15 protein-coding genes are annotated in these 16079 nt (G+C 71.1%); 9 read left to right on the top strand and 6 right to left on the bottom strand.

Features of this window, described 5'->3' with window-relative positions; all coding sequences use genetic code 11:
• Positions 1–149: 149 nt before the first annotated feature.
• The 3 genes from ACQPXG_RS36115 to ACQPXG_RS36105 are packed head-to-tail and all read left to right on the top strand — an operon-like array spanning position 150 to position 2536.
• Positions 150–1151 (top strand): patatin-like phospholipase family protein, encoded by a 1002-nt coding sequence (locus ACQPXG_RS36115; protein ID WP_433463621.1) that lies wholly within the window; start codon positions 150–152, stop codon positions 1149–1151.
• Positions 1152–1200: 49 nt separating this feature from the next.
• A complete protein-coding gene (locus ACQPXG_RS36110; protein WP_433463620.1) occupies positions 1201–1701 on the top strand; it encodes an ArsR/SmtB family transcription factor in 501 nt (166 codons plus the stop codon).
• Between the two features lie 19 nt (positions 1702–1720).
• Positions 1721–2536, top strand: coding sequence for a peptidoglycan DD-metalloendopeptidase family protein (locus ACQPXG_RS36105; RefSeq protein ID WP_433463619.1), 816 nt, complete (start codon positions 1721–1723; stop codon positions 2534–2536).
• A gap of 37 nt (positions 2537–2573) precedes the next feature.
• Here ACQPXG_RS36105 and ACQPXG_RS36100 read toward each other — a convergent pair whose 3' ends face one another.
• Complete coding sequence (locus ACQPXG_RS36100; RefSeq protein WP_433463618.1) at positions 2574–4130, bottom strand: alpha-L-arabinofuranosidase B; 1557 nt, start codon at positions 4128–4130, stop codon at positions 2574–2576.
• A gap of 449 nt (positions 4131–4579) precedes the next feature.
• On the opposite strand from ACQPXG_RS36100, the gene ACQPXG_RS36095 reads away from it, so the two are divergent.
• A complete protein-coding gene (locus ACQPXG_RS36095) occupies positions 4580–5074 on the top strand; it encodes a discoidin domain-containing protein (RefSeq protein WP_433470110.1) in 495 nt (164 codons plus the stop codon).
• A gap of 23 nt (positions 5075–5097) precedes the next feature.
• On the opposite strand, the gene ACQPXG_RS36090 is transcribed toward ACQPXG_RS36095, so the two are convergent.
• A complete protein-coding gene (locus tag ACQPXG_RS36090) occupies positions 5098–6051 on the bottom strand; it encodes a 2-hydroxyacid dehydrogenase (protein ID WP_433463617.1) in 954 nt (317 codons plus the stop codon).
• On the bottom strand, positions 6048–6965 hold the full coding sequence (gene kdgD, locus ACQPXG_RS36085; RefSeq protein WP_433463616.1) for a 5-dehydro-4-deoxyglucarate dehydratase: 918 nt from the start codon (positions 6963–6965) through the stop codon (positions 6048–6050). Before kdgD ends, ACQPXG_RS36090 begins: the two co-directional genes overlap by 4 nt.
• 265 nt (positions 6966–7230) lie before the next feature.
• Between kdgD and ACQPXG_RS36080 the strand changes: the two genes are divergently transcribed.
• Genes ACQPXG_RS36080 through ACQPXG_RS36065 form a run of 4 tightly spaced genes read left to right on the top strand, consistent with a single transcriptional unit; the run spans position 7231 to position 11702 of the window.
• Positions 7231–8793: an ABC transporter substrate-binding protein gene (locus ACQPXG_RS36080; protein ID WP_433463615.1), complete on the top strand. Its 1563-nt coding sequence runs from the start codon at positions 7231–7233 to the stop codon at positions 8791–8793.
• Positions 8794–8803: 10 nt separating this feature from the next.
• Entirely contained in the window at positions 8804–9733 is a 930-nt protein-coding gene (locus tag ACQPXG_RS36075; protein WP_433463614.1) for an ABC transporter permease, read from the top strand.
• Positions 9734–9747: 14 nt separating this feature from the next.
• Complete coding sequence (locus ACQPXG_RS36070) at positions 9748–10722, top strand: ABC transporter permease (protein ID WP_433463613.1); 975 nt, start codon at positions 9748–9750, stop codon at positions 10720–10722.
• The gene (locus tag ACQPXG_RS36065; protein WP_433463612.1) at positions 10719–11702 is read left to right on the top strand and encodes an ABC transporter ATP-binding protein; all 984 of its coding nucleotides are present in this window, start codon (positions 10719–10721) and stop codon (positions 11700–11702) included. Before ACQPXG_RS36070 ends, ACQPXG_RS36065 begins: the two co-directional genes overlap by 4 nt.
• Before the next feature lie 21 nt (positions 11703–11723).
• On the opposite strand, the gene ACQPXG_RS36060 is transcribed toward ACQPXG_RS36065, so the two are convergent.
• Entirely contained in the window at positions 11724–12917 is a 1194-nt protein-coding gene (locus ACQPXG_RS36060) for an IS110 family transposase (protein ID WP_433463611.1), read from the bottom strand.
• A gap of 223 nt (positions 12918–13140) precedes the next feature.
• Between ACQPXG_RS36060 and ACQPXG_RS36055 the strand changes: the two genes are divergently transcribed.
• Positions 13141–14154, top strand: coding sequence for an ABC transporter ATP-binding protein (locus ACQPXG_RS36055; RefSeq protein ID WP_433463610.1), 1014 nt, complete (start codon positions 13141–13143; stop codon positions 14152–14154).
• A gap of 59 nt (positions 14155–14213) precedes the next feature.
• Here ACQPXG_RS36055 and ACQPXG_RS36050 read toward each other — a convergent pair whose 3' ends face one another.
• Together ACQPXG_RS36050 and ACQPXG_RS36045 are read right to left on the bottom strand one after the other, a co-directional pair.
• Positions 14214–15185 (bottom strand): 2-hydroxyacid dehydrogenase, encoded by a 972-nt coding sequence (locus ACQPXG_RS36050; RefSeq protein ID WP_433463609.1) that lies wholly within the window; start codon positions 15183–15185, stop codon positions 14214–14216.
• Position 15186: 1 nt separating this feature from the next.
• Positions 15187–16005, bottom strand: coding sequence for an IclR family transcriptional regulator (locus ACQPXG_RS36045; RefSeq protein ID WP_433463608.1), 819 nt, complete (start codon positions 16003–16005; stop codon positions 15187–15189).
• Positions 16006–16079 lie beyond the last annotated feature (74 nt).

Genomic DNA, 16079 nt, shown 5'->3' with positions numbered 1-16079 from the left:
TCTTGATCATCCTTCGAAATCTTTCGAGCCCGTCTAAAGGGCCGCCCGCCCGGGCATCTACCAGGAAGGCAAGCGGAACGCGCTTCCGGGGGCTTCCCGTTCCTCTGCCGAATGCGGACCGCGCCCTCGGCGGCGGAGGGAGATCGACCATGAACGGTTATGCGGACCTTGTCCTTGAGGGCGGCGGCGTCAAGGGAATCGCTCTCGTCGGCGCGATCGCGGAGATGGAGGCGCGGGGATACCGGCTCGGCGCGCCCGCCCGCGTCGCGGGGACGTCCGCCGGCGCGATCGTCGGGTCGATGCTGGCCGCCGGCATGCCGGTCCCGGACATGGTCCGCGTCATGCGCGAGCTCGACTACCGGTCGTTCCAGGACGGTTCGCGGTTCGCCCTCGTCCGGGGGCTGTCCCTGCTGACCACGCTCGGCATGCACAGGGGCGACGCGCTGCACCGCTGGATCTCCGCTCGCCTGAAGGAGTGCGGTATCGAGACGTGGGGGCAGCTGAAACTGCGCGATCCGGACTCCGCGCTGCCGCCCGGTCACGCCTACCGGCTGGTCGTCGTGGTCTCGGACATCAGCAGCGGGCGGATGGTGTGCCTGCCATGGGACTACGAGCGCTACGGCCTGAACGCCGACGACCAGTCCGTGGCGGACGCCGTGCGCGCCTCGGCGTCCATTCCGGTCTTCTTCCGGCCGTGCCGGATCGGCCGCGGCGACGGCCGCAAGTGCGTGCAGGTGGACGGCGGCATGCTGTCCAACTACCCGATCACCATCTTCGACCGGGAGGACCGCGCACCCCGCTGGCCGACGTTCGGCGTGAAGCTGTCCGCGCGTCCCCCGGCCGGCGGCGTGTTCCGGCAGTGGCGCGGCGTCCGCGGGCCCATCGGCTACGGGCGGGCACTGGTCCAGACGATGGCCGAGGCGCATGATCGGGTGCAGATGGACGAGCCGTCCATCGTGGCCCGCACGATCTTCGCCCACACCGGCGGTGTCCTCGCGACCGACTTCGACCTCGACGCGGCGACCCGCGACCGCCTCTACGCCGCCGGGCGGAAGGCGGCCGGGGAGTTCCTCGACCGCTGGAACCACCACGACTACCTGGACACGTACCGCCGCCGAGGCCCGCTGGAAAGGCCGGTCACCTCCGGCTAGCCCGCGACCTCGTTTGAAAGAACTACGTAGTTACGTAATACTGGATGTCGTGGGTGAGGAGACGCTGGCGGAGCGGGTCGCGCGGTTGGAGGAGCGCGTGGCCGTGCTGGAGGGCACGGCACCCGGCGCCGGACGCCCGGCGCCGGACGACACGTTCTGGGCGCTGAACGCGCTCAAGGACCGTGTCGCCGACCCGGGTGCGGTGCTGTTCACCGGCTCGGTGACGCTCCCGGGCGGCGAGCACTACGAGTGGCAGCAGGGGCACACGGCTGAGGATCTGCTGCAGGACGACTGGTCGCAGGCCGCCGAGGCGCTGTCGGCGCTCGCGCACCCCGTGCGGCTCTTCCTGCTCCGGGAGATCCTGCATGGCGCCCGCACCACCGCCGAACTGGCCGCCCACGAGCGTCTCGGTACGACAGGGCAGCTCTACCACCATCTGCGCCAGCTGGTCGCGGCCGGCTGGCTGCGCACCACCGGGCGAGGGCAGTACAGCGTTCCCGGCGAGCGGGTGGTGCCGATTCTCACCGTGCTCGCGGCGGCCCGCCGCTGACCGACCCATCGGAGGGGAGATGCACAGGACGATCGCACGCTTCAGGACGTTGTTCATCCTGCTCGGCCTGGTGCTGGCACTGACCGATCCCCTGCACGGCATCGGCGTGCTCTCGATCGTCGGAATCGTCTTGATCGGCGCTGGGGCCGTGCTGTTCTTCGTGCCCGGCGGTACGCCGGGCCGGGAACCGGTCGTGCTGCGCAGCCCGGTGGAGGGACGCTGGGTTCCCGTCAACAGTCCCGCCGACCGGGTACCCAGCCACGGAACCCACGAGCTGGGCCAGACGTACGCGATCGACCTCGTCCACGTCCCGAGCGGCGAATGGCGTCCTACGCGCCGCTGGCCGCTCGCGTCCCGGCCGGACGCGTTCTCCGCGTTCGGCCGGGACGTCCTCGCGCCCGCCGACGGGGTCGTCGTCCAGGCGAGCGGCCGGCAGCGCGACCACTGGAGCCGGAACTCCTGGCCCGGCGTCCTCTACCTGCTGGTGGAAGGGATGGTGTTCCGCCAGTTGCTGTCGCTGATGACTCTGTCGGCGGGCCGGTTCGTCGTCGGCAACTCCGTGGTGCTGGACCTCGGCGACGGCGTCTACGCCGTGTTCGCCCACCTGCGCCGCGGCTCGCTGCGCGTCAGGAAAGGCGACCGGGTCCGGGCGGGGGACGTGCTCGGGGAGGTCGGCAATTCCGGCAACACGTCCGAACCGCACCTGCACTTCCACCTCATGGACCGTCCCCGCCCGCTGGCCGCCGCCGGACTGCCGTTCGCCTTCCCCTACGAGAGCGACGGGCGGACCCGCACGGGCGTGCCCGGCTCCCGGGCCCCCTTCACGGCCCCGTGATGTGTCACGGGGCCGTGCCGGAGCAGGCGGCGCGGAGTCAGGACACCCAGGGAGAGGTGACGGCCCAGCTGACATCGGCCGCCCAGTTCGCCGAGGCGTCGAAGGTGTGCGAGCCGCCGTTGCCGGCGATGTACAGCGTGTTGTCGTAATGGCGGAGGAACCGGTCCGGGTAGTTGTAGGAGGCGAAGGACGTCCCGCTGCCGCTCTGGCCGGTCTGGGGGCAGAACGTGGCGTCGGCGCGGAACTGCGAGGTGCCGTCCATCGGCTGCCGGTAGAGCTGGAAGTTGTAGTGCCGCAGGAAGTCACCGGGGTAGTTGCGGGATTCGAACGACACGCAGGAGTCCTTCGCCAGCCCTCGGCGCACGATCCAGGTCGCATCGTTCTTGTCGAGCGATGAACTGCCCGACGAGATTGCCGAGGTCACGGCACCGTCGTTCTGGTGGCGGACATACCGCGTGGTGCAGCAGGCTGTCGTCGCGCGCAGGGAGATGGTCGAGCCGGGAGTGAGCGTCCCGGCCGCGACCGGGCTCGGGCCGCCGTAGCCGACGGACACGATGTTGGCCTGCACGGCGTTCTCGGCCGCGTCGGTGGGCAGCCCCGACGTCATCACGCCCTCGAAGAACGAGCCGATGGCGGTATTGCTGTTGTCGCCGCCGATGCCGAGGATGATCGCGCCCTCCTTGCGCATCGGTGAATAGCCCGAGGGGGAGGTCGGCAGCGCGCCTGAGTAGCGAGTGGAAAGGCCGCCCGACTGGCCGTTGCCGTCCTTGATGGCGAAGAAGTTCGTCCCGTTGTTCTTCAGCATCGCTGTCGCGAACGGACTGCGGTTGCCGGTGTACGCGGAGTTCTGGCTGCCGCCGGTGTTGGACTGGAACAGGCCGTTCTCCAGATCGGCCATCACCCATGGTCCCGAGCCGTTGCACGGCGAGAACCAGCACAACGTGCCGAAGTAGATGGCGTCCATGTGGCCGTTGCCGTTGTCCAGGTTGTTGGTCTCGGCGTTGCCGTAGTCGAAACAGCAGCTGCTGTTGAAGTGCGTACCGGAGGCGACCATGTACATGCCCTCGGGCCTGCTGCCGGTCGCCACGCCGGACGTGGAGTTGTCGCGGTACCCCATGCGGCCTGAGAACGACGCGCCGTAGACGGTGTGGCCGCCGGCGGTGACCGGCAGCGCGTCCGCGGGCACCGGGTCGTCCTGGCCGCCGACGCCGCCCGGTGGCGCCGGGGTCAGATCGTTGTGGCGGGACGACTGGTCGTAGATGATCGTGATCACGCACGTCGTGCCGGCGCAGAACGCGTCCTGCGCCGCCGCGTCGGCGTACCCGCCGGCACCGAGCACGCCGATGTCACGGGTCGCGCCGTTCGATGCGCGGCGCACCTGGTAGAGGCGGCCGCCGTACGAGGCGAACAGTGCCCGCGTCGTGCTGTGCGCGGCGACGCAGGGCGTGCCCGCGGAGGCGTAGATGTCGCACGGGAGCGACCCGGCCGCCTGCGATTCGCCCGGCGTCCCGACGACGTTCCCCAAGACGAGCGCGACGAGCGCCGCCGCGCACAGCAGTGTCCTTTTCCAGCGCGCGAGTCGTGACCGATTCATCGTGTGCACCTTTCGTTCCTGCTGGTGAACTCTGATGACAGCCGGGGGCGCGGCGACCGTCGCCGCTCAGGCATGAACGACCGAACCGAGTTAGCGCTCACAGAGAAACAGCGAGGCCGGACACGGCTCTGAGATCGAGATCGGGAGCTTCTTCGCCCCTCAGGCGAGAATAGGTTTTGTTATCGCTAACATTCGTCGACCAGTGGGAGCCCTCCCTTATCGGGTGGTGGTCCGGGACGGTGCTGTGAGCGAATACCAAGCCGCGAGCCCTGTCAAGACCGGATTGCGAAGTCGCACTTTCCGGTTGTCGCCGGCGGACGGTTGTGTCCCGGCTCGCGCGGGCTTACCAATCCCGGTGTCGAATCGCTTCGACGTCGCCGCGGCGGCGGCCCGGACCCGTGGAGGGACACCGTGATCAGAAGGTGCACGGGCGACATGGAGGTGCGGTGATGGACCGGCGCGCGTTCCTGGCGGCGTCCGCCGCGACGGCGGGCCTGACCGCGTTCCCGCTTACCCCGGTGTCGGCGACCGAGCCGGCGGCGGTGGACGGGCACAGCGACTACGGCTGGAACGGGCAGGCCGACCAGACCCTCGCGACACTGGACCCGTCGGTCACGCTCGACCTCGGGCGCGCCTTCACGGACATCGACACGCTGACCTACCTGCCTCGCCAGGACACGGAGACGCCCTACTCGTTCGAACGCTTCATCACCGAGGGCACCATCACCGAGTACCGCGTCTCCGCCGGCGTGGACGGCGCCTCGTTCCGCACGGTCGCCGAGGGGCGCTGGGCCCCCGACCACACGCTCAAGCAGGCGCGCTTCCGCACACCGACGACGGCCCGGTACATCCGGCTGGAGGCACTCGCGGCAGTGGGCGACGGCCCCGGCATCGCGAGCGAGGTCGGCTGCGGTGCGGCGCGCACCCGCCCACGTCCCTTGTAGACCGTCCAGCCGAGAACGGCCGATCAGGCTTCGACGGGAGTGATGAGTGTCCCGTCGGCCAGGAAGCGCTGCAGGTTGCGGAACACGAGGTCTCCCATGGCCTCGCGGGTCTCGTGCGTGGCGCTGGCGATGTGGGGCAGCAGCAGGACGTTGCCGAGAGGGAGCAGTCCGGCGGGGACGTCCGGCTCGTCGGCGAAGACGTCCAGGGCCGCGCCCGCGATACGGCGGTTCACCAGGGCGTCGACCAGGGCGGGTTCGTCGACGACGCTGCCGCGGGCGATGTTCACCAGGTGGCCCGCCGGCCCGAGCGCCTCCAGCGTGGAGGCCGAGACGAGGCCCCGGGTGCCCTCGCCGCCGGAGGCCGCGACGACGAGGGCGTCGCTCCAGGCCGCGAGCCCGTCCACCGAGTCGACATAGACGTAGGGGACGTCGTCCACGGGGCGCCGCGAGTGGTAGGCGATCTCGATGTCGAACCCTTCGAGCCGGCGGGCGATGGCCCGGCCGATGCGGCCGAGGCCGAGGACGCCCACGCGCTTGCCGCTGACCTTGGTGGCCAGCGGGTAGGCGGCCTTCCGCCACTCGCCGCGCCGGACGTAGCGGTCGGCGTCGGTCATGCGGCGCATCACGTCGATCAGCCCGCCCACGGCGAGGTCGGCGACACAGTCGTTCAGGACGTCGGGGGTGTTGCTGACCTTGACACCGCGGGCGGCGGCGGCCGCGACGTCGATGGTGTCGTAGCCGACGCCGAAGCTGGTGATCACGCGGAGGCGGGGGAGCCGGTCGATCAGCTCCTTTCCCACCCCGACCGCGGCCCTGGTCGCGATGGCGGTGAACTCCGCGCCGTGGCCGTCGAGGTAGTCCTCGTCCTGGTCGTCGAGCAGGACGACGTCATAGTGGTCGCGGAGCCGCTGGTGGAGGGAGGGCAGCAGCGCACCCACCTGCAACACCTTGGATGCCGCCTCGCCAGGGCCTGTCATCGGGCCACCTTCTTGACCAGGTCGGTCAGTTCCGCGAGTTCGGCTTCGGTGAGGTCGGTCAGGGGAGGCCGCACCGGACCCGCCGGGCGGCCGACGGCGGTCATGCCCGCCTTGACGATCGACACCGCGTATCCCGCGCGCCGGTTCCGGATCTCGAGGTAGGGCAGGACGAACTCGCTGAGCCTGGCGTACACGCCCGCCCGGTCCTGGGCGCGCACCGCGTCGTAGAACGCGACCGCGAACTCCGGGATGAAGTTGAACAATGCGGAGGAGTAGGTGGTGACGCCGAGTTCCAGGTAGGGGAGGGCGTAGACCTCGGCGGTGGGAAGCCCGCCGACGTACAGCAGCCGGTCCCCGAGGGTGGCGTACAGCCGGGACATCAGCTCGATGTCGCCGACGCCGTCCTTGAAGCCGACCAGGTTCGGGCAGGCGTCCAGCAGGGCGGCCACCGCCCTCGCCGTGTAGGCGGCGTTGGCCCGGTGGTAGACGATCACGCCGAGCGAGGTGGCCGCGCACACGGCCTTGACGTGCGCGATCAGGCCGTCCTGGCTCGCCTCGGTGAGGTACGGCGGCAGCAGCAGGATCCCGTCCGCGCCCGCCGCCTCGGCGTCCTTCGCCATCTCCACCGCCAGCGCGGTGCCGTATCCCGCGGGGGCGAGGACCGGGACGCGCCCGGCCGTCTCGGCGACAGCCGCCCGCGTCACAAGTCCCACCTCGGCGGGGGTCAGCGAGAAGAACTCGCCGGTGCCGCCGGCCGCGAACAGCCCGGCTGCCGGGTGCTCGCCCAGCCACGCGAGATGGTCGCGGTACGCGGGCTCGTCGAAACCGAGATCGGCGCCGAAGCAGGTCACCGGGAAGGCGAGCGGCCCGGCGCCGAGCACGGCCCTCAGCTCTTCGGGGGCGAAACGCGTCATGGTGCACCGGCTCCAGAGGTCGAGAGGTCACGGGGATTCGCGCTCAGGCTAGGTCGTGATCGTCATACCTGTCCAAAACGGAAATCGCATGCATTGATACCTTTCGCGCATCATTAACGCCCTTGACGCTCACCGGGCCGCCGCTTAGGGTCCGTCTACCCATAGAGATGAAATCCACCTTGGTGCACAACCCACCCCCACCGCGGGCCGTGCGACACGGCCGTCCGATCAACCGCGCTCTCGACATGCCCTGTCTGGAGAGACCATGCCCTTGCTGTCCCCCCGTGCCGGATGGCGGCCGCCCCGCCTGGCGACCGCGCTGCTGCTGGCCGGGGCGCTCCCGGCGGCCGGCTGCGCGGTCGCCAACAGCGACTCGCTCACCGGCGGCGCCGACGGCGCCCTGCGGATCGCCCTGCCGCAGGAGCCGCCCACGCTCGAACCCTGCGAGTCCTCGCTGACCTCGACCGGCATCGTCGTGCGGTCGAACATCACCGAGCCGCTGATCGAACGGGACCCGACCACCGGCGCGCTGAAACCGCTGCTCGCGACCGGGTGGAAGTCCAGCGATGACAAGACCTGGACGTTCACACTGCGGAAGGGCGTCGCGTTCCAGGACGGGACGCCGTTCGACGCCGACGACGTCGCCTTCACGATCAAGCGCGCCGTCGGCTCGAAGCTCGGCTGCAACGTCGACGGCTACGTGTTCGCCGACAGCAAGCTCGACGTCAAGGTGGTCGACGCCTCCACGGTGACCGTCACCAGCGCCCGCCCCGACCCGATCCTCCCGCTGCGCATGTCGTTCCTGGAGATCGTCCCGACCGGCACCGACGACAAGGCCAAGGTGCGCGAGCCGATCGGCACCGGCCCGTACAAGATCGCCAAGTGGGACACGGGCATCAGCCTCCAGCTCGACCGCAACCCCGGCTACTGGGGCGCGAAGCCCGCCTATCCGGCGGTCCGCTACGTATGGCGCTCGGAGAACAGCATCCGTGCCGCGATGGTCACCAGCGGCGAGGCCGGCATCGCGGTCGGGCTCGGTCCCGAGGACGGCGCCGGCGACCTCGGCGTGGACTACCCCAACAACGAGACCACGGCGCTGCGGATGGACGCGGGGACTCCGCCGCTGAACGACATCCGGGTGCGCCGCGCGATCAACTACGCGATCGACAAGAAGGGCATCGTGCGGTCGCTCTTCCTCAACCTCGGGCAGCCCGCCGGGCAGCTCGTCCCGAAGGGCGTCGTCGGCCACGACCCGGCGATCCAGGCATGGCCGTACGACCCGGCCAAGGCCAAGGCGCTCGTCGACGAGGCGCGCACGGCCGGAACGCCGGTGGGCACGCGGATCACTCTCGTCGCGCGCACCGCGCAGTTCCCCAAGGTGTCCGAGACCGCCGAGGTGATCCAGAACGAGCTCGCCGAGGCCGGCCTCAACGTGAAGATCAAGATGCTGGACACCGCGGCGCACCTGGAGTACCAGCTCAAGCCGTTTGTCACCGACGCCGGCCCGGTCCTGCTGCTGATCATGCACGGCAACCAGGCCGGCGACGCCTCGTTCACGACCAGTCAGTACATGGTGAGCGACGGTCCGCAGAGCCGGTTCGGCACACCCGAACTGGACGCGCGGATCGCCGTGGCGGACGAGACCGCGGGCGCGGAACGGCAGAGCGGCTTCGCCAAGGTGCTGCAGTACCAGAACGAGAACGTCGTCCAGTACGCGCACATCGCGCACATGCGGGGTCTCCTCGGGATCGCGCCGTCCGTTGAGTACAGGCCGAACTCGGCGACCGGCGACGAGCTGCGGCTCGCCGAGGTCCGTCCGGCCAGGTGAGGGGACCAGGATGCTGACCTTCGTGCGCAGGCGCCTCGTCTCCAGCGCCATCCCGCTCTTCGTGGTGGTCGTGGGCGTGTTCGTCCTGTCCCGGCTCACCGGCGACCCCAGCAAGCTCTACCTGCCGCTCAGCGCGACGCCCCAGATGCGGGACGAGTTCCTCGCCCGCAACGGCTTCGACCGGCCGGTCCTCGTGCAGCTCCTCGACTACCTCGGCGGGGTGTTCACGCTCGACTTCGGCGAGTCGCTGCGGACCGGGCAGTCCGCGGGCGAGATGGCGCTGCGGGCGTTCCCCGCGACGCTCCAGCTCGCCGGGACGACCATGCTGCTCGCCATCGTCGGGGCCGTGGTCATCGGCAGCTGGGCCGCCTACCGGCCCAACTCGATCGCCGATCGGCTCACGAGCTTCCTGTCCATGACGGCGGCCAGCGTCCCGGACTTCTGGTTCGCCATCATGGGCGTGCTCGTGTTCGCCGTCACGCTCGGCTGGCTGCCGACCTCCGGCGTCGTCGGCGGCCCCGAGGTCTGGGTGCTGCCGCTGGTCACGCTGCTGATCCGGCCCTTCGGGGTGCTGGTGCAGGTGGTGCGCGGCGCGATGGTGTCGGCGCTGTCGGCACCGTATGTGAAGGTCGCGCGCAGCAAGGGCGCGAGCGAGCCGCGCGTGGTCTTCGGGCACGCGCTGCGCAACGCCGCCCCGCCGGTGCTGACGGTGGCGGGCGACCTGACCGTCGGGCTGGTCAACGGCGCCGTCGTGGTCGAGACCATCTTCGGCTGGCCCGGCATCGGCAAGCTGATGATCGACTCGATCCTGCAGCGCGACTTCGCGGTCCTGCAGGCGGCCGTCCTGGTGACGGCCGTGACGATCTTCGCCCTCAACATCCTCATCGATCTCTGCCACGCCCTGCTGGACGCGCGGGTGCGGCAGGCGGTCACGGCGTGACGAACGGAGCCCCGATGACGGCGACCATCGACGACACCGGAACGGGCGGCGTCGCGAAGCCGGGGGAGCGGTCTCCCCGGACCCGGATCCGCTGGTGGCGGCTGCTGCTGCGGGACCCGGCGGCCACCGCGGCCGCGGCCGTGCTGCTGGCGGTGGTGCTGGCCGCGACGCTCGGCCGCCTCCTGATCGGCGACCTGGACACGCGGCAGAACCTCGACGCGGTCAACACCCCGCCCTTCCACTTCGGCGAGGGCTGGGAGTTCGCGCTCGGCAGCGACGCGCTCGGCCGCAGCGTGCTGGCCCGGCTGATCGTCGCGGGTGGCACGACGCTGTCCGTCGCGGTCCCCGCCGTGCTGATCTCACTGGTCGTCGGCGGCGCCTGGGGGATGTGGGCCGGCTACCACCGGGGCTGGCGCGAGAACGTGTCGATGCGCGTCGCCGACGTCATCCTCAGCTTCCCGTCGCTGCTTCTCGCGGTCGTCGTGCTGTACGTCTTCTCGCCCGGCGCCGCCAACATCGTGCTCGTCCTCGCCATCGCGCGGATCCCGGTCTACCTGCGCACGGCCCGTGCCGAGGCGGCGGAGCTGCGCGGGCGGCTGTTCGTGGACGCGGCCCGCACGTTCGGCGCCGGCAGCGGCGCGATCATCGTCCGGCACATCGCGCCGGTCGTCGCGCCGACGCTGCTGACCGTCGCGGCCGTCGACTTCTGCTTCGTGATGCTGGCCGAGTCGTCGCTGAGCTTCCTCGGCATCGGCATCCAGCCGCCCGACGTGAGCTGGGGCCTCATGGTCGCGCAGGGCCGCCAGTACCTGCAGACCGCCTGGTGGACGGCCGTCCTCCCGGGCGTCGCCATCGTCATCACCACGGTCTCGGCGACCGTCCTCGCGGCGTGGTTCCGCCTCGCCACCGACCCGGACCAGCGCTGGCGGCTGACGCTCCCGCGCCGCCGCCGCGGCGGCCGGTCCGCACTCCCGGAGGTGCACCAGTGAGTTCCACCGCCGCCCTTGAGGTCGAGGGCCTGGCCGTCGACCTGCGCACCCCCGAGGGCACTTTGCGGGCCGTCGAGGGGGTCGGCTTCTCCGTACGGTCCGGACGGACCATCGCGCTGCTCGGCGAGTCCGGCTGCGGCAAGAGCATGACCGCGCGGGCGATCGCCGGTCTGCTCGACCCGGTCGCGCACGTCTCCGGCGGATCGGCCCGGCTGGCCGGAAAGGACGTGCTGAAGCTGGACCGGGCCGCCCGCCGCAAGATCGCGGGGCCCGGGCTGTCCATCGTCTTCCAGGACGCGCTCACCGCGCTCAACCCGGTGCAGACCGTCGGGGCCCAGCTCGCCGAGCCGTTCCGCATCCACCGGAAGCTGTCCCGGCGCGAGGCGGCCTCCCGCGCCGCCGAGCTGATGGAACGGGTCGGCATCCCCGACCCCAAGGCCCGTATGAAGGCCTACCCGCACCAGTTCTCCGGCGGCATGCGGCAGCGGCTGCTGATCGCGATGGCGGTCGCGCTCGACCCGGCCGTGCTGCTGGCCGACGAGCCGACCACCGCGCTGGACGTCACCGTCCAGGCGCAGATCATGGAGCTGCTGCGCGAGCTGCGCGCCGAACGGGACATGGCGGTGGTGCTCATCACCCATGACCTCGCCGTCGTCGCCGAGCACGCCGACCACGTCGCGGTGATGTACGCCGGACGGGTCGTCGAGACCGGCCCGGTCGGCGAGGTCTTCGCCGCGCCCCGGCATCCCTACACGCGGGCGCTGCTGGAGTCGGTGCCGGCGCGGGTGAGCCGCGGCACCGAGCTCCGCTCGATCAAGGGCGGCCCGCCCGACCTTCGCTCGATCCCGGAGGGCTGCGTGTTCCAGGCGCGCTGCCCGAAGGCGCAGGACGCCTGCCGCACCACGCGTCCCGAACTCGTCCAGGCCGGGGACCGCGCCGCGGCCTGCCACTTCCCGGAGGAGCCCGCCGATTCTCAATGACCTTTGTCAAGCGTGATCTTGCTATGCCGCCTGAACTTGAGGAGGTGTGAGTTGGTAGCTGCGTCGGTCTCGGATGAGGGCCCACAGCACGTTGACGCGGCGTCTGGCCAGGGCCAGGACGGCCTGGGTGTGACGTTTCCCCTCGGATCTCTTGCGGTCGTAGAACCGCCGGGATTCGGGGTTGTGCTGGATGCTGACCAGCGCGGATGTGTAGAACACCCGGTTGAGCGCGCGGTTGTAGCGGCGTGGCCGGTGCAGGTTGCCGCTGACGCGGCCGGAGTCGTGCGGAACCGGTGCCAGCCCGGCGTAGCCAGCCAGGTGGTCGGCGGAGGCGAACTGGTCGAGGCTGCCGCCGGTGGCCGCCAGGAACTCCGCGCCCAGCACGACGCCGATGCCGGGCATGCTCTCGATCACCTCGGCGAGTTCGTGGCGGTGAAACCGGTCCTCGATGAGCTGCTCGATGGTCTTGATCTGTTCGTTGAGGGTCATCACCCCCTCGGCGAGCTGGGCGACCAGCAGCGCGGCCATCTGCTCGCCCGGCAGGGTCGTGCTCTGGGACCGTGCCGCCTGGACCGCGGTGACGGCCAGGGCTTGGGCGCCCTTGACCTTGCGGGCCCGCAGCCATTCCTCCAGCCGAGCCGGCCCCAGACGGCGCAGGTCAGCTGGTCGCTGGTAGCCGGTCAGCAGCACCAGCGGCCCCTTGTTGGTGACGTCCAGGGTCCGTTCCAGCGCGGGGCACAGGGCCAGGAGCTGCTCGCGCAGGCGGTTGACCATGCGGGTGCGGTCGGCGACCAGGTCCCGGCGGCGGGCCACCAGCATCTGCAACTCGACGATGAGTTCTTCATCGACGCGCAACGCGGTCAGCCCGCGGCGCATGCGGGCCTGATCGGCGATGACGATGGCGTCGCGGGCATCGGTCTTGCCCGCGCCGCGGTAGCCGCCGGCGGCCCGGTTGACCATGGTGCTGGAGATGTAGAGGACCTGCTGCCGGTGCGCGACCAGCAGCGCCAGCAGCAGCGTGGCGCCGCCGGTGCAGATGTCGACCGCCCAGGTCACCTCGTCGGCCAGGTCCAGCACCTGGGCGATCAGGTTGAGCAGTTCGTCTTCACTGTTGGCGACCCGCCGCGACAGCAGCCGGTTTCCCTCGCTGTCGATCACGACGGCGTGGTGGTGGCCTTTGCCGATGTCGATCCCGGCCCATGCCTGCTGCAACATCGCCTCCCGGCGTCGTGGCCTGTGTGGTCCCGCAGACGACCTCGCCGGCTCATCCCTACGCAGCGATGTGTTCGCAATTCTCAATCAGCGGCCGAGTCGCCTCGGGGCGCCGGGCGGCCAATCAACGGAAGCCACATGCGGCAGATGCCTGAAAGCCATACCCGGCGCCCCTGGGTGCCAGAACCCTACGACCGGCCCGAACGACCCATGAAAGAAGGTAGGGATGCCTGAGACCGCCGAAGCGACGCCGATCATCGAGGCGGCGGGGCTCGCCAAGACCTTCCGGGTGCAGAAGAACGCCGACGGCAAGGACCGGCTGCGCGCCCTCGACGGGATCGACCTCACCCTCGGCCGGGGCGAGACGCTCGGCCTCGTCGGCGAGTCCGGCTGCGGGAAGTCGACGCTGGCCCGCGTGCTGCTCATGCTGGAGCGGCCGGACGAGGGCACGCTGCGGTTCGACGGCGTCGACCCGTTCGGCCTCAGGGGAAAGGAGCTGCTGGCCTGGCGGCGGCGCGTCCAGATGGTCTTCCAGGACCCCTTCGGCTCGCTCAACCCGCGGATGACCGCGGGCGAGATCATCGCCGAGCCGTGGCGGACGCACCGCGACGTCATGCCGTCCCGGTCCGGCCGGGAGACCCGTGTCCGGGAACTGCTGGACATGGTCGGCCTGCGCGCCTCCGACGCGTCCCGACATCCGCAGGAGTTCTCCGGCGGCCAGCGGCAGCGCATCGGCATCGCCCGCGCGCTGGCGCTGAACCCCGAGGTCATCGTGTGCGACGAGCCGGTCTCGGCGCTCGACCTGTCGGTGCGGGCGCAGGTGCTCAACCTGCTGGACGAGCTGCAGCGGCGCCTCGGGGTGTCGTACGTGTTCATCTCGCACGACCTGTCGGTCGTCCGGCACGTCGCGGACCGGGTGGCGGTGATGTACCTCGGCAGGATCGCCGAGTCGGGCCCGGCCGAGGAGGTGTTCGAACACCCCCGGCACCCGTACACGGCCGCCCTGCTCTCGGCCGCGCCCGAGCCGGACACGCGGGGACGCGAGCGGGACCGCCGGATCATCCTGGAGGGCGAGGTGCCCTCACCGCTCGACCCGCCGTCGGGGTGCCGCTTCCGCACGCGCTGCTGGAAGGCCGCCGACATCTGCGCGACCGAGGCGCCCGAGGAGCTCGCCGCCCCCGGCTCCGGCCACCGGGCCGCGTGCCACTTCCCCCTCGAACCGGTCGTCCCCCTTCCGTAACACGGCGTCCTGACCTGCCGTGTGGCCGTCTCCGTCCCGCGGAGGCGGCCACACGCGGTTCAGCGGGCGGGCCGGACGACGTTGCGGAGCGGGCGGCCTTCGGCCAGGGCGGCGACGTTCGCGGCGATGTCGTGCGCGCGGTTCTCGAAGGTGTCGCGGGTGTGCCCGGAGTTGTGCGGGGTCAGGACGGTGTTCTCCAGGTCGCCGAACGGGAGCGTGGCGCCTCCCCGGGCGACGCCGTCGGCCGGCCACCACACGTCGATGCCCGCGCCCGCGATCCGGCCTTCCACGAGGGCGTCGTAGAGGGCGCGCTCGTCCACGACCGGGCCGCGCGCGACATTGACCAGGAACGCGGAGCGCCGCATCGCGGCCAGCTCGGCGGCCCCGATCAGGCCGCGGGTGCGGGCGCTCAGCGGCACCGTCACGACGACGACGTCCGAGGTCGCGAGCAGTTCCGGCAGCTCCCCGGCGGGCAGGACGCGGTCCAGCGCCAGGCCGGCGTCGAGCGGCGCCCCGGGGTCGCGGCGCACGGCCTGGACGCGCATCCCGAGCGCGGCGGTCAGCCGGGCGACCTGCCGGCCCGTCTCGCCCAGCCCGAGCAGCCCGACCGTCCGTCCCGCCAGCGCGTCGGCCAGCGGCAGTTCCGGATCGACGGAGACCGACTCCCAGATCCCGCGCCGGACCAGCCGATCGGTCCGCCGGACCTTGCGGGACAGCATGAGGGTCACCATCACCACGTGCTCGGCGATGGAACGTCCGTGGTGGAAGGTGTTGGCCACGACCGTGGAGGGCGCCAGTTCGTCGATCGGGACGCGCTCGAAGCCGGCGCCGGTGACCTGGACGAGCCTGAGCCCGCCCCCGGCCCGCGCCATGGCGGAGGTCATCCGGGAGCAGACCAGCACGTCGGCCCCGGGCAGCGCTTGGACGATCTCCTCGTCCGGACGTCCGGTGAGGATCTGCCAGTCATGGCCCCCGGCGACCAGGAGATCGCTGAACCGCGCCGCGATGGGGTCGGTGAGAACGATCTTCACGTTACAACCAGGAGTCCTCGCCGTGCCGCGGTGCCGCGTCCTCGATCCGGTCACGGGCCCGCCGCATCGCCTCGACGATCTCCCGCTCCCGCTCCGGGGTGAGCCGCGCCAGCGGCACCGAGCAGCTGATCGCGTCCCGCGGCGGGGAGCCGTAGCGCAGCGCGAGCGCGAAGCAGTGCAGGCCGAGGCTGTTCTCCTCCCGGTCGACGGCGTAGCCGCGCTCGCGCGTCCGGGCGAGATCGGCCTCCAGCTCCGTCCGGTCGGTGATGGTGCGCGGCGTGAACGACGGCCGCTCGGCGGGGATGTGCCGGTCGACGTCCTCGCCCACCCGCGCCGCGAGGAGCGCCTTGCCGAGAGACGTGCTGTACGCGGGTAGCCGCCGCCCCACCCTGCTGTAAGGGCGCAGGTACTGGCTCGACTCCCGGGTCGCGAGGTAGACCACGTCGAAGCCGTCCAGCCGGCCGAGGTGGAACGTCTCGTCCAGCGTCTCCCCGAGCTGGTCGAGCACTGGTTTGACGATCCGCAGATGCGGGTCGGTGTCCAGGTAGCTGGTGCCGACCAGCAACGCCCGGATGCCGATCCCGTACAGCGTCCCGGACGCGTCGGTGCGCACCCAGCCGTGCTTGGTCAGCGTACGGAGCAGCGCATACAGGCTGCTCCGCGGGACGTCCAGCGCCTCGGTCAGCTCCCGCAGCCGGGCCGGGCGGTTCTGCCGGGAGGCCAGCAGCTCCAGCAGTTCCAGCGTGCGCGCCGCCGACTTGACCTCCCGCACACCGGAGACCTTGCCGTCGATCGCCGGTTCCTCCGAGGGTGCGGCCATGCGTGCCTCCTGAACGCGGTGGAACGGACGTCCAGCCTAATAGATGGGGAGGCACTAGCTACATACAGAGATTC

This window comes from Spirillospora sp. CA-128828 (assembly GCF_050945415.1).
Taxonomy (GTDB): domain Bacteria; phylum Actinomycetota; class Actinomycetes; order Streptosporangiales; family Streptosporangiaceae; genus Spirillospora.
The sequence above is the reverse complement of the archived record's forward strand: the minus strand, read 5'-3'. Positions and strand labels throughout refer to the sequence as shown.

Excerpts from the sequence above, each read along its gene's own strand:
- ACQPXG_RS36115 (WP_433463621.1), top strand. The coding sequence starts at position 150 with ATGAACGGTTATGCGGACCTTGTCCTTGAGGGCGGCGGCGTCAAGGGA.
- ACQPXG_RS36105 (WP_433463619.1), top strand. The coding sequence starts at position 1,721 with ATGCACAGGACGATCGCACGCTTCAGGACGTTGTTCATCCTGCTCGGC.
- ACQPXG_RS36100 (WP_433463618.1), bottom strand. The coding sequence starts at position 4,130 with ATGAATCGGTCACGACTCGCGCGCTGGAAAAGGACACTGCTGTGCGCG.
- ACQPXG_RS36095 (WP_433470110.1), top strand. The coding sequence starts at position 4,580 with ATGGACCGGCGCGCGTTCCTGGCGGCGTCCGCCGCGACGGCGGGCCTG.
- ACQPXG_RS36090 (WP_433463617.1), bottom strand. The coding sequence starts at position 6,051 with ATGACAGGCCCTGGCGAGGCGGCATCCAAGGTGTTGCAGGTGGGTGCG.
- kdgD (WP_433463616.1), bottom strand. The coding sequence starts at position 6,965 with ATGACGCGTTTCGCCCCCGAAGAGCTGAGGGCCGTGCTCGGCGCCGGG.
- ACQPXG_RS36080 (WP_433463615.1), top strand. The coding sequence starts at position 7,231 with ATGCCCTTGCTGTCCCCCCGTGCCGGATGGCGGCCGCCCCGCCTGGCG.
- ACQPXG_RS36075 (WP_433463614.1), top strand. The coding sequence starts at position 8,804 with ATGCTGACCTTCGTGCGCAGGCGCCTCGTCTCCAGCGCCATCCCGCTC.
- ACQPXG_RS36070 (WP_433463613.1), top strand. The coding sequence starts at position 9,748 with ATGACGGCGACCATCGACGACACCGGAACGGGCGGCGTCGCGAAGCCG.
- ACQPXG_RS36060 (WP_433463611.1), bottom strand. The coding sequence starts at position 12,917 with ATGTTGCAGCAGGCATGGGCCGGGATCGACATCGGCAAAGGCCACCAC.
- ACQPXG_RS36055 (WP_433463610.1), top strand. The coding sequence starts at position 13,141 with ATGCCTGAGACCGCCGAAGCGACGCCGATCATCGAGGCGGCGGGGCTC.
- ACQPXG_RS36045 (WP_433463608.1), bottom strand. The coding sequence starts at position 16,005 with ATGGCCGCACCCTCGGAGGAACCGGCGATCGACGGCAAGGTCTCCGGT.